We start from the raw sequence: 22,807 nt of genomic DNA, 5'->3' as shown, positions 1-22,807 counted from the left end.
ATGCCCGTGATGTCGCACTCTGCGGTCCCGTCCGCCAGCGCCCCTGCGTTGGCTTGCTCCTCTGACATTAAGCTCTCGACCATTGGCGCACGCGCCTGGCTGGTGGAAGCGCCGGGTGGATTCGATCTTCCGGCACAGCGCCGCATCTGGTCACTGGCGCGTCTGCTGCACGCCGATGAAGCGATTGAAGCGCTGATTCCCGGCGTCACCAATCTGCTGGTGCTGTTCCGCCATATTCCCCTTGATGAAACCGCCGTGCGCATGCAGTTGCACGCCGCCTGGGATCAGGCGCAGGCGATCAGCCCGCAGGGCAAACTGATTGAAATTCCCGTGCATTACGGCGGCGAACACGCCACCGATCTCGAAGCCGTGTGTCATCACACCGGATTATCCCCCCGTGAGGTGGTGCGCCTGCATCACCAGAGCGAATATACGGTGTTTGCACTGGGCAGCGCACCGGGCTTTGGCTATCTGCATGGCTTAGATCCGCAGCTGGCGACGCCGCGCAAGAAAGTACCGTCGCTGAGCATGTTAAAAGGCACCGTCACCATCGGCGGCGCGCAGGCGGGCGTCTCGGCGTTGACCGGCCCCAACGGCTGGAACGCCATTGGGTTTGCCGAGTTAACGGTATTTGATCCGCTGGCGGATTCCCCTGCGCTGATGGCGCCGGGCGATCGTATCCGTTTTCTGCCGCAGAGGATTGAGCTGTGATTGAGATCGAACAGAGCGGTGCGCTCAATACAGTCCAGGATCTTGGACGTTTCAACTTCCGCCACATGGGCGTATCGGTGAGCGGCGCCATGGATGCGCTGGCGCTGCGCGCTGGCAATCTGTTACTGGGCAACGATGAGAACGCAGCGGCGCTTGAGGTGCAGCTGTTCCCTTTTCGCATGCGTTTTCTGCAGGACAGCAGCATCGCGGTGACCGGTGCCGATTGCCGCGCCACGCTGGATGGTACGCCGCTACCGCCATGGTGGGGCTGTGGCGTGCGCGCCGGACAGATACTGGAGCTGCGCTATCCACGCAGCGGCGCGCGTGGCTATGTGTGCGTCGCCGGCGGGATTGATGTGCCGCTGGTGCTCGGCTCGCGCAGTACCGCGCTGCGCGGCGGTTTCGGGGGTGTTGATGGACGCCCGCTGCAGCGTGGCGATCGGCTGGCGCTGGGCGAAAGCCGCGTCCCGCCGCTGCCGGTAAGCGGCATCGGTATTGAGCCGCCGGACAGCGCGCTGCATGCGCATTTTCCGCGTAACAGCGCCGGTGACATTCAGCTGCGCGCCATTCCGTCCGGCGAATATGCGCTGTTTGCCGCCGACGCCGCACGTTTCTGGCAACAGTCGTGGCAAGTCTCCAATCAAAGCAATCGCACCGGCTATCGGCTGGCGGGCGCGCCCATTTTCCCCTCTGAAACCATTGAGATGCGATCCTATGGGCTGATCCCCGGCATTGTGCAGGTGCCGCCGGGGGGAGAACCGATTATCCAGCTGAGCGATGCCAACACCGCTGGCGGTTATCCGAAGATCGCCGGAGTGATCGAGCAGGATCTGTGGCGACTGGGCCAGGTGCTGCCGGGTCAATCGATCCAGCTGATCCAGAGCGATGCGCGCGAAGCGATCGCCATCGAACAGGAAGTGGCACGCTGGCTGAATCGGCTGCGCCTCAGCTGCCAGCCACTGCGTAGAGCGCTAACCGTTTAATCCGCACAAGGAACCCTAAGCATGAAGATTGATGTCAATTCCGATATGGGTGAAGGCTTCGGCGTTTATCAGCTGTGCGATGACGCCGCGCTGATGCAAGTGGTGTCATCGGCCAATATTGCCTGCGGCTTCCACGCAGGCGATCCGGCGATCATGACCAACATGGTGCGGCTGGCGAAACAGCATGGCGTCGGCATTGGCGCACATCCAGGGCTGCCCGATCGTCAGGGTTTTGGCCGCCGCGAGCTGCCATTTAGCAGCGAAGAGATTTGCCAGCAGGTGGCGTATCAGCTCGGTGCACTTACGGCGATTGCCCGCGCGGAAGGCACGCACGTGTCGCACCTAAGCTTCCACGCCGCGATGGGCAACCTCGTCAACCGCGACGCCGCGCTGGCGCAACAGGTGATGGAATTAGTGGCGCGCATCAATAGCGATCTGATCGTCTTTGCTCAACCTGATACGCTCATCGAAGCCGCCGCGCAGGCCGCAGGCCTGAAAACGCTCACACTATTTCTGGCGGACCGCGCTTATGACGCGCAAGGTCTTCTGGTGCCACGCGGCATTGCCGGTGCGGTGATCAAAGAGGAAGCCGCGCTGCGCGCCCGCGTGCGTCAGTTTTTGCAGCACGGCACGGTCACGACGATAGAAAACGAGGAGATTGCCATACGCGCGCGTTCGATTCTGGTTCACAGCGACACGCCCGGTTCACTGACGCTCGCCACCATTGTGCGCAGCGAAATTGAAGCCAGCGGCCATCAGGTCGCCCCGGCCGCGCAAGTGTTAGCGCAATAACCCGAAATTTGTACATGGTATTTCGTAGGGTGCGCATTTATGCGCACCTGGTCGCCATGAATGGCGACCCTACGAGGTGATAGGTAGTGTCGTCATACATGACGACCAGGACATTAAACGCAACCTTCGCAAAACGCCGCTATGCGATCGCATCCCGTCTCTAATCGTTCCATGCTCGTTGCATACGACAACCGAATAAACGGACTCATACCGTACGCCGCGCCCTGCACTGTCACCACGTGCTGCTCCTCAATTAACGCCAGCACAAAATCCGCGTCATTCGCGATCAGCCGACCACCGGCGCTGGTTTTGCCAAGGTATCCGGCGATATTGACGAACAGATAAAACGCCCCCTGCGGCTTGTGGCAGCGCAGACCATCAATTGAGGTCAGACGCTCCAGCACGTAGTCACGGCGCTCACGATAGATATGTGCACGCTCCTGCAACAGATCCTGTGGACCTGCCAGCACCGCCACCGCTGCCGCCTGCGTTAAGGTACAGACGCCGCCGCTGTTCTGCGTATTAACGTTGCTCATCGCGTTAATCAACGGCGCCGGACCGCCACAGAAGCCCAGGCGCCAGCCGGTCATCGAATAGGCTTTCGACACGCCATTCACCGTCAGCACGCGGTCAAACAGGCGCGGCTCAACCTGCGCCAGCGTGTAGAAGCGCACCTCGTCATAAATCAGGTGCTCATAGATATCGTCGGTCATGATCAACACCTGCGGATGGCGCAGCAGCACCTCGCCCAGCGCTTGCAGCTCCGCTTTGGTCGCCACCGAACCGGTTGGGTTACTCGGATAGTTGAGCAGCAGCCATTTGGTCTTGTCGGTGATGGCGGCATCGAGATCGGCAGGCAGCGGTTTAAAGCCGTTCTCCTGCGCACACGGCAGCGCCACCGGAATGCCACCAGCGAATTTGACGATATCGGCATAGCTGATCCATGACGGCGTGGGGATCACCACTTCGTCGCCCGGATTGATGGTCGCCATGATGGCGTTAAAGATGATCTGCTTGGCGCCACCGGCGGTGAGGATCTGGCTGACGTCATAATCCAGCTGATTATCACGTTTGAATTTCAGCTGGATCGCCTTGCGCAGCGCAGGAGTGCCATCCGTGGGCGGATAGCGCGTATCGCCGCCGCGCGCAGCGGCGTAAGCCGCTTCAATCGCATGCGGCGGCGTGGGGAAATCGGGTTCGCCAGTGGAAAGCGCCACCACATCAATCCCCTGCGCGGCGAGATCGCGCGCTTTTTGGGTCATGGCAACGGAGGCAGAAACGGTGACATTCTTTAATCTATCGGCTATCTCGGGCATGAGTTAATCCTGGCTCAGTGTCAGCATGAACGGTCCGCAGCAAGCCGCAGACACGACGTTTAACAGAGAATAGGTTTTTGCCCGAAGCGGCGGTTAATAGTGCTTTGTTGTGGTGATATAACACAAAGCGATGACTGAACCGACCGCACACTTTTGCCATAAAGGTCGCGCGCCTGATAGGAAAATGGGCGGCAGGTCACGCGCCAGCGCCTGACGCAATGTTAATAGAGTGTTACTTTTAGGGGCTGATTACCGTGCGCACCGGCATGTTGATACCGCCCATCATCGACAAATCTAATGGGTAACTCGCACCATACCAGTGCACAAGTGGCTGTTCAGCACGCGCCGTCACGGCGACTCGTCAACTCAGCACCAGCCTTAGGAGGCACTGTGGCTCTACCCTCCTGTCTGAGTTCTATCGCGAAAGCTTATTTTGGCATCAACTTTGCTTAATAACCGATATGCGTTCTGTTGGAGGAAGTGTCCATGAATCTTCGTCGCCTCAAGTACTTTGTTAAAATTGTTGATGTAGGCAGCCTGACTCAGGCCGCCGATATTTTGCATATTGCCCAACCTGCGCTCAGCCAGCAGCTGGCTACGCTGGAAGGGGAAGTGAATCAGCAACTGCTCATTCGTACCAAGCGCGGCGTGACGCCGACCGAAGCGGGTAAAACGCTCTATTCCCACGCGCAGGCCATTTTGCGCCAGTGCGAGCAGGCACAAAGCGCCATTGAGCTGGTGGGCGCGTCGCTGAGCGGCAGCGTTTCGGTCGGCTTAGCGCCGGGCACCGCTGCGCAAAATCTTGCCCTGCCGCTGATGATGGAAGTGCAGCAGCAGCATCCCGGCATTGTGCTCTATTTCAATGAGAACTTCGGCACCACGCTGAGCGAGCTGATCATGAACGGCCGCATGGACATGGCGGTGATTTACGATCATCGCACCATCCACGGGCTGCGCTTTATGCCGCTGATGAAAGAGGATCTCTACTTCGTCTGTCCGTTCAGCCTCGCGCAGCCGGTAAAAGAGATCCCGCTGGCGCAGGTAGCGCAGTACGATCTGTTCCTGCCGCGCGTCTACAACATCATGCGCAAAGTGCTCGACGATGCCTTTGTGCATAACAATCTGCAGTATCGCGTGAAATGCGAGATCGAATCACAAACGACGCTGAATGCCGCGCTCAGCGCCGGTCTCGGCACCACCATCATGCCGGAATCCGCCGCCCGGGCGATGCTGAAAAGCGGCGATGCGTGGATGGCGAAGATCGTCGATCCGGATGTGCAGGTTTCGCTGTCGTTCTGCATGTCGGATCACCTGCCGCTGTCGCAGCCGGCTGAAGCGGTGAAATCAATCCTGCTGTCGCTGATGTCACGCCGCAACGTCGAGAATTATCCGCTGACGCTGGTGGGATAAGACCCGCTTATTGCCGTAAAGCGAAACCCTCTTACTGCCCGTTGAACGAACGCGCTAGATTACGATTTTGCCCGCAGCGGCGGGCATGTTCGCTTTGACGGGACGTTTATGGATAAAACCGCAATACCGCTGCCAACGCTGCGCGCCCTGGCGCGCAAGATGCAAACCGCCGGGTTGAACAGCCTGGCGCTCGATGGTAAGCACTGGTCGGTGCGGTTAACCTTTGCCGCCACGCCGTCCGCGCCGTCGCCCGTATCCGCGATGGTTCCCTCCCCGGAAACTTCCCTCATAACACAACGTATCGGTGCACCGATGCCCGGCACGCTGCTGCGCCGTCATCCGCAGAGCCAGCAGGATTTTGTGGCGGTCGACCAATGGGTGCAGGCCGGTGACATCGTGGCGCTGGTACAGGTTGGGCCGCTGTATGTGCCGGTACGCAGCCCCACCAACGGCACGATCCGGTCGCTCACGGCTGAACATCTTTCTGCGGTGGAATATGACGAGGGAATTCTGACGCTTGAGCCGCATCGGTCGCCATGAATGGCAACCCTACGACGTAGGGTGCGCATGTAGGTGTAATGGCGTTCGTAGGGTGCGCATTCATGCGCACCTGGGCCAGCAGCACAGCGTTATAAGGGGCGCTTATCGCCTCAAAATTTTTATGTCTTATGCCCTTGCGGCATAACTGCATACAGTCAAAAGACGACAATACGAGGAGAAGCTGATGCCATTTTCAGATTACAAAACCGCACTGGTGACCGGTGCATCTGCCGGAATGGGCGAAGCGATTGTTGAGCGTTTGTGCCAGGAGGGTATTACCGTGCACGCGGTGGCGCGCCGTAAAGAGCAGCTGGCGGCCCTGGCCGATCGTACCGGTTGCATCCCACACGCCATCGACGTCAGCGACGTCAGCGCGCTCACCGCACTCTGCAACGATCTCGAAATCGACATTTTGGTCAACAACGCAGGCTTATCGCACCCGGGTTCCATCCTCGAGGCGGACGAGAACGTGATTGAAACCCAGGTCGACGTCAATTTGCGCGCGGTACTGCATCTGTGCCGTCTGCTGGTGCCGGGCATGGTAGCGCGCGATCGTGGCCACGTCTTCAACATCACCTCGATTGCCGCCATCTACAACTTCAACGGCAACTCGGTCTATCACGCCACCAAAGCCGGTGTGCACGCCCTTTCGCGCCAGCTGCGCGTGGATTGCTACGGCAAACGCGTGCGCATCACCGAAATCTGTCCGGGCCGCGTCGCCACTGATATTTTCGGCAATGTATCCGGCGATCATGAAGAGGCGCGTCGCCGCTTTATTGATGGCTTTGAGCTGCCGCAGGCGAAAGATATCGCCGATTGCGTCGCTTTCGCGCTCGCCGCACCACTGGCGGTGAATATCGGCAATATCGAAATCACCCCCACGCTGCAGGTGCCGGGCGGCCTTTCCACTATGCGACCGGGCGACCACAGCGCCTAGCCTGCGATGATGAGGTAACAGTATGGCTCTCGATTTCAGCAGTGTGATAACCGGCCAATACGGCCAGATGATCGTTGACGGAACGGTGATCACCCTTGAACTGGCGTTGGGTGCCTGGCTACTGGCAATGGTACTGGCGCTGCTGCTGGTGGTGATCCGCCTGACTGAAAACCGTATCGCCGTCGGCCTGGTAAAAGCTTACGTCTCTTACCACCGAAACGTACCGACGCTGATTCAACTGATGATGTGGTACTTCGCGATCCCCACCTTGCTGCCAGAGGCGTTGCAGATGTGGATCAATAACTTCAACGCCGAGTTTCTGTTTTCCCTCACTGCGCTTGGCCTGTGCCAGGCCGCCTACTTCTCTGAAGATATCCGCAGCGGCCTGCGCGCCATTCCCGATGGGCAAAATGAAGCGGCGCGCGCGCTGGGGATGAGTTATGTGCGCGCCATGCAGGCGGTGATTCTGCCGCAGGGCGTTCGCAATGCGCTGCCGGCGATGATCAACCACACGGTGCTGCTGTTTAAAAATACCAGTCTGGCGATGGTGATCGGCGTGGCGGATCTCACCTATGTCACGCGTGATATTGAGAACCAGACATTCCGCACCTTCGAATCCTACATCGTGGCGACCGTGGGCTATCTGTTCTTCTCCCTGCTGCTGATGGGTCTTGGCGCGCTGCTGGCCCGCCGCTTCCACCGCGTCTATGCGAGGTAATGGCGATGTTTGAGATTTTCACCATTTTGCATGACAACGGCATGCTGCTGTTAATGGGGCAATATCCCAACGGGCCGATTGGCGGCGTGCTCTGTACGCTGCTGATCTCGGTGCTGGCCGTGCTGCTGGCGTTTCCGATTGGTGTGCTGCTGGGCCTGGCGCGTCTGTCGCCGTGGCGCTGGCTGAGCTGGCCCGCTACCGGCTGGGTTTACCTGCTGCGCGGCATTCCGCTGATGATGGTGGTGTTCTGGACTTACTTCTGTGTGCCATTGCTGATTGGCCACAACATCAGCGGATTCGCCACCATGCTGTGTACGCTGGTGATTTATGAGAGCGCCTATATCGCCGAGATCGTACGCGGCGGCATTCAGGCGCTGCCGCATGGACAGTATGAAGCGTCACGCGCGCTGGGCATGAGCCATCTTAAAACCCTGCGCCTGGTGATTCTGCCGCAGGCGCTGTTCAACACGCTGCCCAGCCTGGTGAGCCAGCTGGTGTCGATCATCAAGGACAGCACGCTGGGCTACGTGATTAACGTACCGGAACTGACGTTTGCCGCCAATCAGGTGAGCAATCAGCTGCTGACCAAACCGTTTCAGGTGTTCGCGATTGTGGCGCTGAGCTACTACCTCATCTGCTTCAGCCTCACCTGGCTCGCCAATAAACTTGAAGCGCACATTGCGCAGAAACGCCGTCAGGCTCCACCGCAGCCCGCCAGCGTAGCGCCGGCGGTGATGCTGACTAAACCCTCTTCGCAATAAGGAAACACCATGGGACCGATGATCATGTTTAATCAGGTCAACAAATGGTACGGCGCCTATCAGGCGCTCACCAACCTGAGCGCCGAGATCAATACCGGCGAAGTCGTGGTAGTGTGCGGCCCTTCTGGCTCCGGCAAATCCACGCTGATTCGTACCGTTAATCGCCTTGAGCCAATCGATGACGGCCAGATCGTGTTTGACGGCATCGATATTCACGGCAGCAGCACGCGCCTCAATCAACTGCGCACGCGCATCGGCTTTGTGTTTCAGAGCTTCAACCTGTTCCCGCATGTTTCCGTGGCCGAGAACATCATGATGTCGCCGATGAAAGTACTCGGCGTGAAGCGCACGGAGGCGCGGCGCCAGGCGGGCGAATTGCTGGAGCGCGTAGGATTATCGCATAAAGCCGATGCCTATCCGGCGCAGCTTTCCGGCGGTCAGCAGCAGCGCGTAGCCATTGCGCGGGCGCTGGCGATGAAACCACCGGTGATGCTGTTTGATGAACCCACCTCAGCGCTCGATCCGGAAATGGTCGGCGAAGTGTTGTCGGTGATGCGCGGTCTGGCGCAGGAAGGGATGACGATGATGTGCGTCACCCACGAGATGAATTTTGCACGTGACGTGGCAGACACCATCTGGTTTATGGATCAGGGGCAGATTCTGGAGAAATCGCAACCGGAGCAGTTTTTCACCCAGCCGCAGCATCCGCGCGCGCAGCGGTTCTTAAGTGATTTGCGATCGCATTGAGTTGCTGGTCGGCATCCTTGTAGGGTCGGCATTCATGCCGACCTGGTCCATCACCGCACTGGATTCAACAATCCACCCACACCGCGCCCGCATCGGCGGATTTCACGCACTGCTCCACCCAGCGCACGCCCATCAAGCCAGCATGCGCGCCGGGATACCAGAAATCTCGCAGGAAAGCCGCATCGCCGCGATCGCTGGCATCCATCGCCAGCGCGAAGCGGCGATAGAGATTTGACCAGGCCTCAAACAAGCCTTCCGGATGTCCCGCACCGATACGGTCGTCAGCCAGCGCGCTTTGATGCAGATAACCCATGCCGCGCTCCAGAATCTGCACCGGCTCGCCCTGCACTTCATAACGCAGCTGATTCGGCTGTTCGTCCCACCATTCGATACTGGCTTTCTCACCAATCACGCGGACTTTCTGGCCGTGCATCGAACCGCTATTCACCGCCGACGCCCACATGGTGCCGACCGCGCCGTTATCATACTCCATCATCACGAAGGCATTATCTTCCAGCGGCGCACGGGTTTTGACAAAGCTCTGGCGACTGCACAGCAGGCGCTTCACCTGCAAATGCGGCACCATCGTTTCAGCAATAAATAGCGGATGCGTTGCCAAATCGCCCAGCACGTAGCTTGGCCCGACGAAGCGCGGATCGACGCGCCATTTGGTGCTTTCATTCTGCAGCTCCACCGCTTCGTTATGGAAACCGTGCGCGAACTGCATATTGATGATGCGAATCTCACCGAGCAAACCTGCGGCGATCATCTCGCGCGCCTGATGAATTAGCTGATGCCCGGCGTAACCGTAAGTCACACCGATAATTTTCTTCTTCTCGATGCACACCTTTTCCAGTTCATCGGCTTCGGCGGCGGTAAAACACAACGGCTTCTCACACACCACATGCAAACCCGCATTTAGCGCCGCACGGCAGATGCTGAAATGCGTGTTGTTCGGCGTGGCGATCGATACCGCTTCGATGCCGTCCGCGCGCGCCGCCTCAGCCACAAACATCGTTTCATAATCCGCGTAGCAGCGCATGGCGTCGATGCCCAGCGAGGTGCCAAAGGCGCGGCCGCGTTCGGCGTTGATATCGAAGGCCCCCGCCAGCAGCGTAAAGTTGTTGTCGCGCGTCGCCGCCGAACGGTGGATGTAACCAATCTGGCTGGTACCGCCGCCGCCCACCATGCCCCAGCGTAGCGAGCGATTCAGAACGTTAATACCGTTGATCATGCTGATCTCCTCAGAATCCAATCGATTGCAAATAGTGCAGGCTGGCGGTGACGTCGCGCAGGCTGGTCTCGGCATCTCGCGGATCGCGCTCCTGTTCGATGGTGATCCAGCCCTGATAATGGCGCGCTGCGAGGAAAGCGCGCACCGCTGGATAATCAATTGCCCCTTTGCCGATCGGGCACATGACGCCTTCCGCGCAGGCGGCAAAGAAATCCACGCCGCGCGCAATCACGTCGCGCCATACCGCGTCGTTGACGTCTTTAAAATGCAGGTAATCAACGCGATGCCAGTAGCGGCTGAGGTAGGGAATGGGATCCATGCCGGAGTAGTACAAATGACCGGTGTCGAGGCACAGGCCCGCCACGTCGTGCGGGATGTCCTCCACCAGCTGCTGCAGCTCGTCGGCAAACTCAATGCAACCACCGGCATGCGGGTGGATGACCGCGCGCACACCATATTCGTTCCAGGCGATCTGGCTCAGCGAGGTGATGTGCTGCATCATGCGCTGCCAGTCAGCCTTTGACAGGCGCGGCGCTTTATCAGACTGACCGGCGTATTTAGCGCGTTCTGGATTGCCGAAGTCGATAATCACCAGATAAGGCGCAGGTATGTTGTCGGCGTGAATTTTGCTGGCGGTGGGCACCAGCGACAGGTTACGGCAAATGTTGTGCGTCAGTTCAACCATCGCCGGGAAATTGGCTTCACTCACCAAATCATCAAAAAGGGTGCCCGCCACCAGCGACAGATCGTGCGCTTCCAGCTGCTGGCGCAGCTCGGCAGGATCCACCGGCAGATAGCTCCACGGTCCCAGCTCAATGCTTTTATAACCGGCCTGCGACGCTTCACTCAGCACTTTCTGCCACGGCGGCAGAAAAGGGTTGTTCGGATCATCAACGCCCCAGCTACAGGGCGCGTTAGCAATATGAATAGACATGATCGTTCCTTGCGGTAGTGGATGGCGCAAGTATCAAATAAATATTTCATCACTAACAACCGTGAAACATTCATTTTTTGATAGCGATCATACTATTTCGCATCATTAAAATGATATAAAAAATATCAAAGTCAGCAATGGCGCGGTTTACAGGTTTTCACGCGTGATAATATCGAACGGCAGGGTGATTTGTGTGAAATGCTCGCCAGGTGCAGCATGATGCTGCTGCACCATTTGCGTCAGGCGCGCCACCATCTCATCGATACGATTGCGGATCATTACCGTGATGGTCCCGTCAATCAGCGCCAGCTCGCCCTCCTGCACCGGACCATGGCAGATCAACGCCACCTTGCGCTGTGGCTGCTGACGCAGCGCGTGAATGACGCCTTCAATGCCACCACAGGGCGCAAAAATCAGCGCTAAATCAGGGTTGTCATCGAGTAACTGACGCGTTGCCTGGTAGCCACCATCAATGGTTTCATTGGTTTTCAGCGGCTCCAGCACGCGTCGGGTGCTGTCCTGCTCACGCAGATAGGATCGGAAGCCGATTTCATTGGTTTCCTGGCAGATAAAGCGATGATCGCCCACCAGCACGCCCACCGAGCCAGGCTGGTGCAACAGATGCGATGCCACCCAGCCGGCAGTGCGGCCAGCTTTCTGATTATCCAAACCGATATAACCGGCGTGGCCGCACGGCGAGAAGTTGGAAAACAGCGCATAAACGCGCACTCCCTGGCGCGACACGGTTTCAATCGCGTGGCGAATCAGCGGGTGGTCCAGCGCCACGACACCAATGGCATCCACCTGCTCAGCCAGCGCGTACAGCGACGCCACGACAGCCTCAACATCATGAATATCATGCCAGGCAAACAGCGGTTCGCTGCCGGCTGGATGGAAGAGTTGTGTCTGCTGCCGCAGCGCATCGGTGAGCGAATGATAGAACGAGTAGGATTTTGCTAGCAGGATGAACCCCATGCGCAGCGTCACGCTGGATGCAGGCAGTGCCTCCTGCCGCAGCGGCGCGTGGCCGATGCGGTAACCAAGGCGACTGGCCGCTTCCAGTACTTTCTGCTCGGTGGCAGGACGCACCGGCGCGCGCCGGTTTAATACGCGATCAACCGTTGCCACCCCCACGCCTGCGGCGGCGGCGATGACGTTCAGAGTGATTTTACTCATTCAGCGATTCCCATAGAAAAATGATAATAAACTATCAAAAATAATGCCCTTATTTCTCGAAAATCACCAATACCTTGCTCATCTCATCAGTGAAAAATTTCATTACTTGATACTTTCTCTCTCATTATTTTGATCGTTCTCGCAAATATAAAACTGATAATTTCATTTCAATATAATTAATAATGAATTTTTGGTATCAGTTTTCTTAAGAACCACCACTCAACGTATGCGGTGCGCTTTTAACGCTCAGGAGAAGAGAATGAAAATCGCTTTTGATGTGGATGTAATCCGAGATCTTGGCATCACGCGCATGGTGCATCAGGTGGCTGAATGGGGCTACAAGTACATCGAGCAGTCGCCGCATCCACAGATCAATCCGTTCTATAAACATCCGAAAGCCAGCCGTGAAATCATGCGCGAATACAAAAATGCGCTAAACGCCACCGGGCTGGAAATCTCCTCGTTCATTACCGTTTATCGCTGGTCTGGTCCGGATGAACTGCGGCGTCAGGCTGCGGTGAAGAACTGGAAACGCATGATCGAGATTGCCGTGGAAATGAACGTGCAGGTCATCAACACCGAGCTTTCCGGTAATCCGAACGAGCCCGAAATATGTGAAGAGATGTTTTATCGCTCGATGGAAGAACTGTTACCGATCTTCGAACGTGAGGGTATCCGCGTCGAAATTCAGGCACATCCATGGGATTTCTGCGAGCAAAGTAACGAAACCGCCGACATCGTGAAGTCGTTCCGCAGCGAGAACGTGAAGTATATCTACAGCGCACCGCACACCTTCTATTACGACAAAGGCGTCGGCGATGTGAAAAATATGCTGCATTACGCCGGAGACGATCTGTCGCATATGCTGATTGCCGATACCATGAACCACACCAAACACTGCCGCTACATTGTTAACCCGCCGGGCGTAGATGCCACTATCCACCAGCACGTGGCAGTTGGGGAAGGTGAAGTGAATTTCGATGCGCTGTTTGAAGCACTGCGCGAGATGAATTTTGCCCATCGCACGTTCAAGGTTGGCGGCGAGTCGATTATCTCTGCGGCGCTGTTCGGTTATCCGGAAAAGATGAAGTATCAGGCAGTTGAAACGCGCGAGCTAATCGAGCGTGAGCTGCTGGGAAATGAAGGAGCTTAAGGTCGGCAATGTCGAGCTTATGCTGTTTATGCAAGAGAACTTTACATAATCCGACTTTGCGTCTTACCGCCAGCGCGGTTAAATCGCCTGTATTACTGGCTGCTACACTCAGTAGCAGCAAAAATACAAACACAACAAGGCGAAACCATTATGTCGGAACATCAGTATCAGCCCGCGAAAGTCTGGACCTGGGACCCGGAAGCCAAAGGTAACGGCGCGAAAACCAACCGTCCAACCGCCGGGCCGACGCATGAGAAAACCCTGCCGGTTGGCAAACATCCGCTGCAGCTTTACTCGCTCGGCACGCCAAACGGCCAGAAGATTACCATCCTGCTGGAAGAGCTGCTGGCAGTTGGGGCGAAAGACGCCGAGTACGATGCCTGGCTGATTCGTATCGGCGATGGCGATCAGTTCTCCAGCGGTTTTGTTGATGTGAACCCGAACTCAAAAATTCCGGCGCTCAGCGATCACTCGGTTAGCCCACCGCAGCGCGTGTTTGAATCGGGCAACATTCTGCTCTATCTGGCAGAGAAATTTGGCCACTTCCTGCCGACCTCGCTGGCAGGACGCACGGAAACGCTCAACTGGCTGTTCTGGCTGCAAGGTTCTGCCCCTTACCTTGGCGGCGGCTTCGGTCACTTCTATCACTACGCGCCGGAAAAAATCGAATACGCCATTAACCGCTTCACGCTGGAAGCCAAGCGTCAGCTTGACGTACTGGATCGCCAGCTGGCGGATAATCGCTTCCTCGCCGGTGACGAATACACCATCGCTGACATCGCCACCTGGCCGTGGTACGGCAATCTGGTACTGAATAATCAGTATGGCGGCAGCGAATTCCTGGATGCGCAGTCGTATAAAAACGTGGTGCGTTGGGCGAAAGAGATTGCCGAGCGTCCGGCGGTGATTCGGGGTCGTAAAGTCAATCGTGCGTTTGGCGCCGAGCCGCAGGATCAGCTGCTGGAACGTCACGATGCCGCTGATTTTGATAACAACACGGAAGACAAACGTCAGGCGCGAGGTGAGAAATAATGGCGGCTTATGTGGTGTTTATTAAGGATGAAACCTTAGACAAAGACGAGCTGGCAACTTACGCAGAAAAAGCAGGCCAGGCGCGTGGCGACCACCCCATTACCCCACTGGCTTTTTACGGTGCGCTGGAAACGCTGGAAGGCCCACAAGCCGAAGGCGTGGTCGTGCTGCAGTTCCCGGACGCTGAGGCGGCGAAAGGCTGGTATTACAGCCCGGCGTATCAGGAAGCCAAAGCGCATCGTCTCAAAGGCGCGAAGTACCGCGTATTGCTGGTTAACGGCGTGGAATAACGCGCAATGGTGCGGTAATTGGCCAGGTCGGCATGAATGCCGACCCTACAAGCCCGTAAGGTCGCCATTCATGGCGACCTCGCTGCCAACTTATCCCAACCTGAATAACGCAATCGCCTGCTTAAGCGCATTCGCCTGATGCTGTTGCTGCTGCGCCACCTGCAGTGTTTCAGCCACGTGCTGTACGTTATGATGCACACTGTGATCGATACTATTAATGCTCTGCTGAATCTGCTCAATACTCAGATTCTGCTGCTCACTCATCTCCGACAGCTCCGTCACCAGCTGAGATAATCCGCTAATACTGCTATGAATCTCGCGCATGGTTTGCGCCGCGTGTTCCACCTGCACGCTGCCATGCTCGGTGCTGATAGCACTGGCATCCATCAGCTGACGAATTTCCCGCGCCGCACTCTCGCTGCGCATCGCCAGAGTGCGCACTTCACTGGCGACCACGGCAAAACCGCGCCCCTGATTACCGGCACGCGCCGCTTCCACCGAGGCATTTAGCGACAGGATATTGGTTTGAAATGCGATACCGTCGATCAGCTCCAGAATGATTTTCACTCGCCTCGACTCTTCGCTAATTTTTTCCATCGAGCGCATTGCCGACTGAATATTCTCCTCGCCACGCGTGGCAACGGCGCGGGTCTCACTCGCCAGTTGGCGTGCGCTCTGCGCTTTGTCACGGGTTAAGCTGGCGGCGATGCTGATTTCGGTCATCGCACTGGCTGCCACCTCCAGCGCCTGCGCCTGCTCATCCGTACGCGTAGAGAGCGCGGCGTTACGCGCAAGAATGCTATCGGACTCGGTCAGTAGCAGAGCAACGCCATCGCTAACCTGATGTAACGTGCCGTGCATGGTGCCGAGCGTGGTGCTAAAGGTGCGGGCAAAGGGCGTCGCGCTCTGCTGAGTATCGGCGCGCAATGTAAGATAACCGGCTTGCTGATTGATCTGTGCCGCCAGCTCAGCCACTTCGCTGGCAGAGCGCGCATCGGCCGCCATCTGGCGCGCAATCACCAGCAGCATGGCCGTTTGCGCCACCACAAACAGCGCGTGGAATAGCACCATATCCCAGCCAGGATGATGGAACACCACCACGCCAAACAGGTCATTTTCTTGCAGATAATTGAACAAGATGTGATGCGTCGCCGCCGCGGCCGCGCCCATCAGTATCGGACGAATATCGCGCCATGCTAACAGCGCCGACATCAGCACAAACACCGAAAAATGGTATTCAGTCTCGCCAGCGCCGAGTTGAATCAGCAAACCCGCCCAGCCAATTAACAGCGTGGACAAAACCAAACGCGAAAACAGCGTGCCGCGCAGTGCGGTACCAATAAAGGTTGCCAACAGCGCCAGCACCACACCGCCAATCAGCGCCACCAGAAGGTTGTCATTGAGCCAGCCAACGCCGATCGCCATTGGCCACAGTGCCCAGCTGAGGATTACCGCCAGACTGTCAGCCCGCTGTGCGATACGCTTGAGCGAAACCATTTCTACCGGCACGGCGTCCGGGCCTGACAAGGGCGTTGCGATCATGGCAATTTTCCACACCAGAAGTTGATCAAAGAGCCCCAAACGCACGGGGCAAAGCGCACGGATTCAGTGAAAAATTATCGGCGTGGGAAAATGAAAGTTTAGCTTTTGTAATAGCTTATATGTGGCGATGTGATGATTGTCACACTGGCCGAGGGAAACGAATTCATTCACAGCGTGGAAGAAAGCTAGTGTACTATTTGTAATGGATGCACCTCGATACGGTAACGGAAAGAGATTTATTATGGATTCACCTTACACGCTTAGCGTTCTGGTTACGGCGCATAACTGCGAAAAATTTATTACCGAGACGTTAAACAGTTTAAAAAATGCCTGTACTGGCGTTGAAGAGCAGATTGAAATTGTTTTGGTGAATGACTCTTCTTCGGATAATACCAGCGAGATGCTGCATGCATTTGCCGCTTCATGTAGCCATGTAAAAATCGTTGACGTGATGTTCCGTAATATTGGCAAAGTCAGGAATTTCGCTGTCAGCCAAGCCAGCGGTCAATATATCACCATGCTCGATGGTGACGACCAGCTATTGCAAAATTCGTTTTCTGATATTGTGCATTTTTTGCAGGTAGAGCAACCGGATATTCTTCTCACTTCCCTTAATGAGGTGTATGCGGGTAAATCAACACCTCAACAGTGGCAGGGTTTGAAAACAACCGCGCTGACGCAACATCAGGTGATTGAAAAATTCCTCATCCACCGAGAAATTCAAGCCCACTTTATTGGGCAATACATAAAAAAATCGCTGTTTGCGGACCATCATTTCCCCGATTTCACCTGCTATGAGGATGCGTATTTATTCCCATCCATCCTCAAAGCCAGCCATAAAATATTTTTTGCTGCACAAGGCCCCTACCTTTACTTTAAAAGAGGACAGAGCCTATCCAGCGCGCTTGATGCGCATAAAATATCCATGCTCATTAAAGCGACACAGCAAATGGATGCTGTACTGGGAGAGCGCTATCGCAATCTGCTCTCATGCCACTGGATTAATCTGGCACATAAGTTTTATCCATTGATTAGCGATGAACATGAGCAAGGCGTGGTGAAAAAGGCAATAGACCAAATACCTGTCGTTTCATTTATGGCTGATGTAAAAGTGAGATTTAGCCTCAAGAAAAAGTTTCTTAAAATGAAGTTACGTGGAATTTCCTGAAATTACTGATAATAATCAGAACGTAATCATCGATTTTGCAAAGTGCGCCTTTATGCGCACCCAACAAAAAAACATCACTCTTTAGGTGTCGACTTCATCAGCGAATAGCTAATAATAATCGCCGCCATTAGAATAAACACTGAACCACTTTGAATCCAGACGGTATCCGTCAGACCAAATATAATAATTGAAAGTGGTAACAGTGTAATATCCAACGCCCGGAAGCGTAATGCAGTAACAATCATTCCAAAATAAAAGAGAATTAATGAGAGCGCACCTGCAATACCCTGCAACGACAGAGTTTCCAGAAGGTCATCATGTAAATGATACATCACATTTTTATAGGCTTCAGGATTAGCACGCTCCTTCTCATTGATATAGAGACGTGCCTTGCCGGTCCTGTCATCAGGACTTTGTCCCAGTAGAGTCCAGGAAATGCTGTGATATCCCCCCTTCCATATCGAGAAACGCGCACCAATGGAGGTATCATTATTGTTTTGATAGCTGTCGATCTCGCTCTGGATATTGTCCAGACGGTGCATAATCGAACTGGGCATCAAAAATACTCCGCCCAAAATTAGCACCGCAAAAATGGTTAGGGCGTATTTTCCAGCCCAGCGATGAGTAAGATAAAAACACAACAAATATAGACCCGGTAGCGCTAACACGGCAGCCCGAGATTCGGTGAGGAACATTAACAGCATATTTACTATGAAGATAGCAGCAAACATCGCTATCTGAGTGGCTCGCTGGACGATCACTTTATTGACAATAAATAATGCGCTAAGGGCCAATGCCGTTATAAGGTAAGAAACGGTCCCCGCAGAATCTGTTAACAGCTTAATGCGCTGATGCGTATGTGTATATTCGTAGATGCCCGTACCAAGCGTTGCCAATAGCCCGATAAATAGCAGAGTAACACTGATACGCAGTACCATAGGTGAAAGATAGTGACGCCATGCAATAAAAAAGTAGCTCACAAAGGCAGAGATGATAATTATTTTCCCACCCTGAAAATAATTATCCACTACATCAGTAAAGGTGGCATCAGCATAAACTCTTGACCAAATAACCCTGACTAACCCTAATAATAATATAGGTAAAACCAGGATAAGAGCGCTCTTATCCAGGACAAGTTTCCGCTTAACGCCCTGAACAAGGAGAAATAATACTGTTAAATAGCCAACGAGATAGAATGCTTTTTTAGGATAAGCGGGAACTACCAGCGAACTGGCTAAAGCTACGCTGAGTATAACAAAGCAGAGTTGATAGATGTTTTTGCTCGTCAACCTTCGCCTGAAATATAAATTCTGCACTTAAAAATACCTCATTTTAAAATACTTCAAGCGCCAGTAAATCCCTTGAGCGAACTGATGATTACGGAAAAGTAATTTGTACATTCTTTTCGCATGTTGTACCTTCCCAGGCCGTTCATAAGGTAAATCCGCTAATGGCGAAATTCGATAAATGTCACGGTAATAATGGCAAACTTGCTGTTGATTCCATTCCTGCCAAGGCTTATCTGCGCCGGCGTAATGTAAGAAACAGGTATTTTTTGCCACATCTTGAGTATAGCCTTTATCATCATGCGAAAGCATGTTGATAGTATTGAAACGCGTATCAATAAATTCCACACGGCCCTCAAGTAAGATATTTAATGCGTCCTGATCAAGATACTGAAAATATTTCCCTTTTTCGCTAAGTAAAGTAAAAGCGTGCTGACTGACCTGTTCATGATTCCACTTTTTAATATCAATCAGCATTACACCGGCATTAAAATAGCGACGGTCATGGAGCCCGACATTTTCTGCTAACTGATGTTGTAACGATGCGATTTCACCCACGACTAAGGCAATGACTTCCGGCTCCATATTCATTCGCCATAACTCATCAATAGGATTCAAACATACGATATCCGCATCAAGATAAAGCAGTTTTTCAGCGTGATGTAATATAATTGGCACCAGAAAACGATAATAAGTAGCGCGGGTAAACAATTCGGTGGTTGGAAATGCGCTGAGGAGTTCATCATGAATATGATGCAACGTTAAGCCATGTAATGAACCCGCAAAGATGTTCTCAAGTCGCACGACATCAATGGGTGATATTTCTGAGGAGATAAGATGGAAATGATAAAGACTGCTACCCGCATGTTTCATTATCGACATGATGGTAATCAGTGAATGCGCAATGAATTTTCCGTCCACGCCAAAAATAATATGCCGATCGCTTTGAACAGGGAAAAGAAGCTGGGAATCAATGGTATTGAGAATGTCTTTATCCATTCTGCGCTTTTCTCCAATAGAACGACATCGTTCTGTAAATGCATCATGCCTGATCAATTACCAACCAAAGGCAGTTCTGGTTGCAGCCGGAGTTTATCAGTCAGGATTAAGCAAATAAAGCGCAGCGGAAAAGGAAGATTAGCCCTTAGCGTGTGGAGCAACAGGGAGAACCTCTCCCATGAGCAGGAGAGATTCTTCGTACACAGACAAATTATTTCGTCGCGAACTGCGCGTAGTTATCAGGCGTAATGGTTTGATAGGGCACCCAATTAAACGTCTGCACCTTTTGCTTCTCCAGCAGCGCCTTGGTCACCTGCACCGCGCCCGTTGCCTGTCCTTTGGCATCCTGGAAAATGGTCAGCGCCATTTTGCCGCTCTTCACAAACTGCTGTCCATCTGGCGTGCCGTCGATGCCGGCGACCAATATCTTCTCATTCTTCGCCTGATTGAGAGCCATGATCGCGCCAATCGCCATCTCATCATTATTCGCCGCGATGGCGTCAATCGGCCGCTGGTTCAGTAGCCAACTCGACACCACATCCACCGCTTCGTTGCGCTGCCATTTGGCGCTCTGCTTCTCAATCACCTTCATATCTTTGTATTTGGCGATCACCGCTTCCACCGCGCGGGTACGCTCACGCGCTTCTTCATTTGACAGCGCGCCCATTAGAATCGCCACGTTGCCTTTGTAATTCATCTTCTTCGCCAGCGCTTCCATCTGCATTTCACCGCCCAGCGCCGAGTCAGAACCCACATACGCCATATCAGCCGGCAGCTTCACTTCCGGCTTACGGTTGACAAATATCAGCGGGATACCGGCATTTTTCGCGGCGGTGATCATCGGCAGCACGCCCTGCGTATCCACCGGATTGAGAATAATGGCGTCGACGCCCTGGTTAATAAAATCATCCACTTGCTGCACTTGTAGCGCCACATCGCCTTTGGCATCCACAAATTGGCTATTAAGCTGATTAGCTTTCAGTTCCGCCTCCATCTGGGTACGCAGAATCGAGACAAAGTTGAGATCGAAGTTGGCCAGCGCCACGCCAACGGTAAAGGTTTTGGCGCTAACGCTCATACTGAGCAACAGCGAGCACACACAAAGAATCACATTTCTGATGTTCATGGGATAGTCCTGTAGGGTTGAGATATTATTTTTGCTTTCAACGGGTTGCTTCACGCCGGGTAACAGGCAAATACCCGGCGCTGGAACACTTAAAGGGAAAAATGATCGCGGAACTGCTGTAGCGCTGCGGTGCTGTCGCCGCTCGCCCACCCTTCCAGCGCCACGGTGCCTTCATAGCCTTCAGCGCGCAGCGCTTGGGCGATGGCGCGGTAGTTAATCTCACCGGTGCCCGGCTGCTGGCGTCCTGGCACATCCGCCACCTGAATCTCGCCAATCGCCGCGCCACAACGGCGTATTAAAGCAATCAAATTCCCCTCGCCAATCTGCGCGTGATACAGGTCAAGATTCATCTTCAGCGCCGGACTGTTAACGGCCTCCACCAGCGCCAGCGTATCGGCTGCCAGCGCGAACGGCGTGCCGGGATGATCAAGCGGTAAATTGAGGTTTTCCAGCGTGAAAACGCGTCCGGCACGTTCGCCCAATTGCGCCACCTGGCGCAGCGTATCCGCCGCTTTCAGCCACATGGCGCCGGTGACCACGTCGACCGGTTTAACCGGCAATCCTTTATCATCCAGCCCGGTACCGTGCAGGTTCAGCACCGGACAATTCAGACGCTCGGCCACCGCCAGCGATGCTTCAGCGCTTTGCAGCAGCTGCTGGATTTCATCGTCATCGGTTAGGTTGCCGCTGAGATAGCCGGTCATTGAGGTGAAACGTGCGCCAGTCGCCGCCAGCGCATCAATGTCTTTATTGGCCCAGCCCCAGATTTCAACGCCAAAGCCCAGTTCATGAATACGCTGCACGCGCGCAATGAACGGCAGATCGAGAAACACCATTTCGGCACACACCGACAATTGATAACCTGCCATTAGCGACCTCCCAACATGATCGGCTGCTGCTGTTGCACTGACTCGATACAGGCCAGCGCAATAATCAGCGCGTTACGCGCATCTTCACCGGTGGCGCGGGGTGTTTCACCATGGCGAATGCAGCGGGCAAACTCCGTCATCTCTGCAACATAGGCCTCGCGCAACAGATCTGAATCCATGCGAGACGTTTCGATGGCGATGCCATCCTGGTGATAACGTACACAGTGATTGGCGTTGATATGCCCAGCCTGCAACATGCCTTTGCTGCCAAACACTTCGCCGCGCACGTCGTAGCCGTACACCGCCTGGAAGTTGGCTTCGGCGGTGGCAATTGCGCCGTTATCGAAGCGGATGGTGACCACCGAAGTATCTAGCAAGCCTTTCTCTTTAAAATCCGGACGCACCAGCGCATCGGCCAGCGCATACACTTCCACCGGTTTCGCCCCCGGATTAAAGTGCAGCAGCGTGTCAAAATCATGGATCAACGTTTCGAGGAAGATCGTCCACTGCGGGATGCGAGAAGGATCGTGCAGACCCGGATCGCGCGTTAGCGATCGGCTCAGCTGCGTGGTGCCATTCTCACCCGCTTTCACGGCCGCGATCGCTGCGGCAAAGCCCGAATCAAAGCGACGGTTGAAACCGACTTGCAGCACCACGCCAGCACTTTTCGCGGCAGCAATGGCGCGGTCGGCCTCATCCAGCGTTACCGCCATCGGCTTCTCACAAAAGACATGCTTGCCCGCTTCAGCTGCCGCGATCACCCATTCAGCGTGGGTGCGCGCCGGGGCGGCAATAGCGACCGCATCAATCTCCGGGTCCTGTAATAGCGCATGGAGATCGCTATACGCTTTCGCTACGCCGAGTTTGTGAGTCAGGGCTTCAGCCGCGCCAGGTTGCGGATCGCCTACGGCTGCCAGAATCGCCCCCGGCACGCGCCAGGCAAGGTTTTCTGCGTGGAAGCTGCCCATGCGTCCGGCGCCAATCAGGCCTACGCGCACGGGTTTAAGATGAAATGTCATAACCTATTCCTTTTTATTTTGGAGGAGCTCATTCGAGCGCAGGGATGTGCGTTATGTACTGCAA

General features: G+C 54.9%; 23 protein-coding genes. 13 read left to right on the top strand and 10 right to left on the bottom strand.

Annotated features, from left to right (window positions below; all coding sequences use genetic code 11):
* From pxpB to AC07WB_RS02085, 3 genes are read left to right on the top strand one after another with little or no spacing between them, the layout of a single operon-like run.
* Positions 1-711 (top strand): 5-oxoprolinase subunit PxpB, encoded by a 711-nt coding sequence (gene pxpB / locus AC07WB_RS02095; protein ID WP_494939963.1) that lies wholly within the window; start codon positions 1-3, stop codon positions 709-711.
* Complete coding sequence (locus AC07WB_RS02090; protein ID WP_494939962.1) at positions 708-1,694, top strand: 5-oxoprolinase subunit C family protein; 987 nt, start codon at positions 708-710, stop codon at positions 1,692-1,694. Before pxpB ends, AC07WB_RS02090 begins: the two co-directional genes overlap by 4 nt.
* A 21-nt stretch (positions 1,695-1,715) precedes the next feature.
* On the top strand, positions 1,716-2,486 hold the full coding sequence (locus tag AC07WB_RS02085) for a 5-oxoprolinase subunit PxpA (RefSeq protein WP_097095144.1): 771 nt from the start codon (positions 1,716-1,718) through the stop codon (positions 2,484-2,486).
* 113 nt (positions 2,487-2,599) lie between these two features.
* Here AC07WB_RS02085 and AC07WB_RS02080 read toward each other — a convergent pair whose 3' ends face one another.
* Positions 2,600-3,802 (bottom strand): pyridoxal phosphate-dependent aminotransferase, encoded by a 1,203-nt coding sequence (locus tag AC07WB_RS02080; RefSeq protein ID WP_494939961.1) that lies wholly within the window; start codon positions 3,800-3,802, stop codon positions 2,600-2,602.
* A 486-nt stretch (positions 3,803-4,288) separates the two neighbouring features.
* Between AC07WB_RS02080 and nac the strand changes: the two genes are divergently transcribed.
* From nac to AC07WB_RS02050, 6 genes are all read left to right on the top strand, one after another.
* Positions 4,289-5,212 carry a nitrogen assimilation transcriptional regulator NAC gene (gene nac, locus AC07WB_RS02075; protein WP_097095146.1) on the top strand — a complete coding sequence of 308 codons (924 nt, stop codon included), beginning with the start codon at positions 4,289-4,291 and terminating at the stop codon, positions 5,210-5,212.
* Between the two features lie 108 nt (positions 5,213-5,320).
* Complete coding sequence (locus AC07WB_RS02070) at positions 5,321-5,752, top strand: acetyl-CoA carboxylase biotin carboxyl carrier protein (RefSeq protein ID WP_494939960.1); 432 nt, start codon at positions 5,321-5,323, stop codon at positions 5,750-5,752.
* A gap of 184 nt (positions 5,753-5,936) precedes the next feature.
* Positions 5,937-6,689, top strand: coding sequence for an SDR family oxidoreductase (locus AC07WB_RS02065; RefSeq protein WP_097095148.1), 753 nt, complete (start codon positions 5,937-5,939; stop codon positions 6,687-6,689).
* 22 nt (positions 6,690-6,711) lie between these two features.
* Entirely contained in the window at positions 6,712-7,407 is a 696-nt protein-coding gene (locus tag AC07WB_RS02060) for an amino acid ABC transporter permease (protein ID WP_097095149.1), read from the top strand.
* A gap of 5 nt (positions 7,408-7,412) precedes the next feature.
* A complete protein-coding gene (locus tag AC07WB_RS02055; RefSeq protein WP_097095150.1) occupies positions 7,413-8,168 on the top strand; it encodes an amino acid ABC transporter permease in 756 nt (251 codons plus the stop codon).
* 9 nt (positions 8,169-8,177) lie between these two features.
* Positions 8,178-8,915 carry an amino acid ABC transporter ATP-binding protein gene (locus tag AC07WB_RS02050; RefSeq protein ID WP_345827390.1) on the top strand — a complete coding sequence of 246 codons (738 nt, stop codon included), beginning with the start codon at positions 8,178-8,180 and terminating at the stop codon, positions 8,913-8,915.
* A gap of 64 nt (positions 8,916-8,979) precedes the next feature.
* On the opposite strand, the gene AC07WB_RS02045 is transcribed toward AC07WB_RS02050, so the two are convergent.
* The 3 genes from AC07WB_RS02045 to AC07WB_RS02035 form a co-directional block, all read right to left on the bottom strand.
* Positions 8,980-10,149, bottom strand: coding sequence for a Gfo/Idh/MocA family protein (locus AC07WB_RS02045; RefSeq protein WP_494939959.1), 1,170 nt, complete (start codon positions 10,147-10,149; stop codon positions 8,980-8,982).
* A 10-nt stretch (positions 10,150-10,159) separates the two neighbouring features.
* Positions 10,160-11,083 (bottom strand): TIM barrel protein, encoded by a 924-nt coding sequence (locus AC07WB_RS02040; protein WP_494939958.1) that lies wholly within the window; start codon positions 11,081-11,083, stop codon positions 10,160-10,162.
* A gap of 147 nt (positions 11,084-11,230) precedes the next feature.
* A complete protein-coding gene (locus tag AC07WB_RS02035) occupies positions 11,231-12,259 on the bottom strand; it encodes a LacI family DNA-binding transcriptional regulator (RefSeq protein ID WP_494939957.1) in 1,029 nt (342 codons plus the stop codon).
* 259 nt (positions 12,260-12,518) lie between these two features.
* Here AC07WB_RS02035 and AC07WB_RS02030 point away from each other — a divergent pair, with 259 nt between their 5' ends.
* From AC07WB_RS02030 to AC07WB_RS02020, 3 genes are all read left to right on the top strand, one after another.
* Positions 12,519-13,412: a sugar phosphate isomerase/epimerase family protein gene (locus AC07WB_RS02030; RefSeq protein WP_345827393.1), complete on the top strand. Its 894-nt coding sequence runs from the start codon at positions 12,519-12,521 to the stop codon at positions 13,410-13,412.
* Positions 13,413-13,562: 150 nt separating this feature from the next.
* Positions 13,563-14,444, top strand: coding sequence for a glutathione-dependent disulfide-bond oxidoreductase (gene yghU, locus AC07WB_RS02025; RefSeq protein WP_400458131.1), 882 nt, complete (start codon positions 13,563-13,565; stop codon positions 14,442-14,444).
* Positions 14,444-14,734 carry a DUF1330 domain-containing protein gene (locus AC07WB_RS02020; protein WP_097095157.1) on the top strand — a complete coding sequence of 97 codons (291 nt, stop codon included), beginning with the start codon at positions 14,444-14,446 and terminating at the stop codon, positions 14,732-14,734. Before yghU ends, AC07WB_RS02020 begins: the two co-directional genes overlap by 1 nt.
* A 90-nt stretch (positions 14,735-14,824) precedes the next feature.
* Here the strand turns inward: AC07WB_RS02020 and AC07WB_RS02015 are convergent, their stop codons facing one another.
* Positions 14,825-16,276 (bottom strand): methyl-accepting chemotaxis protein, encoded by a 1,452-nt coding sequence (locus AC07WB_RS02015; RefSeq protein ID WP_494939956.1) that lies wholly within the window; start codon positions 16,274-16,276, stop codon positions 14,825-14,827.
* A 241-nt stretch (positions 16,277-16,517) separates the two neighbouring features.
* Here AC07WB_RS02015 and AC07WB_RS02010 point away from each other — a divergent pair, with 241 nt between their 5' ends.
* Entirely contained in the window at positions 16,518-17,444 is a 927-nt protein-coding gene (locus AC07WB_RS02010) for a glycosyltransferase family 2 protein (RefSeq protein WP_494939955.1), read from the top strand.
* 74 nt (positions 17,445-17,518) lie between these two features.
* On the opposite strand, the gene AC07WB_RS02005 is transcribed toward AC07WB_RS02010, so the two are convergent.
* The 5 genes from AC07WB_RS02005 to AC07WB_RS01985 form a co-directional block, all read right to left on the bottom strand.
* Entirely contained in the window at positions 17,519-18,733 is a 1,215-nt protein-coding gene (locus tag AC07WB_RS02005) for an O-antigen ligase family protein (protein WP_320204464.1), read from the bottom strand.
* A 27-nt stretch (positions 18,734-18,760) separates the two neighbouring features.
* Positions 18,761-19,729 carry a glycosyltransferase family 8 protein gene (locus AC07WB_RS02000; RefSeq protein ID WP_494939954.1) on the bottom strand — a complete coding sequence of 323 codons (969 nt, stop codon included), beginning with the start codon at positions 19,727-19,729 and terminating at the stop codon, positions 18,761-18,763.
* A gap of 211 nt (positions 19,730-19,940) precedes the next feature.
* Complete coding sequence (locus AC07WB_RS01995) at positions 19,941-20,855, bottom strand: substrate-binding domain-containing protein (RefSeq protein WP_494939953.1); 915 nt, start codon at positions 20,853-20,855, stop codon at positions 19,941-19,943.
* 89 nt (positions 20,856-20,944) lie between these two features.
* A complete protein-coding gene (locus AC07WB_RS01990; RefSeq protein ID WP_400458137.1) occupies positions 20,945-21,724 on the bottom strand; it encodes a TIM barrel protein in 780 nt (259 codons plus the stop codon).
* The gene (locus AC07WB_RS01985) at positions 21,724-22,743 is read right to left on the bottom strand and encodes a Gfo/Idh/MocA family oxidoreductase (protein WP_097095164.1); all 1,020 of its coding nucleotides are present in this window, start codon (positions 22,741-22,743) and stop codon (positions 21,724-21,726) included. The genes AC07WB_RS01990 and AC07WB_RS01985 overlap by 1 nt, the downstream gene beginning before the upstream one ends.
* Positions 22,744-22,807 lie beyond the last annotated feature (64 nt).

It is taken from the genome of Pantoea sp. GW821-FHT03E06, from assembly GCF_059420725.1.
The sequence above is the reverse complement of the archived record's forward strand: the minus strand, read 5'-3'. Positions and strand labels throughout refer to the sequence as shown.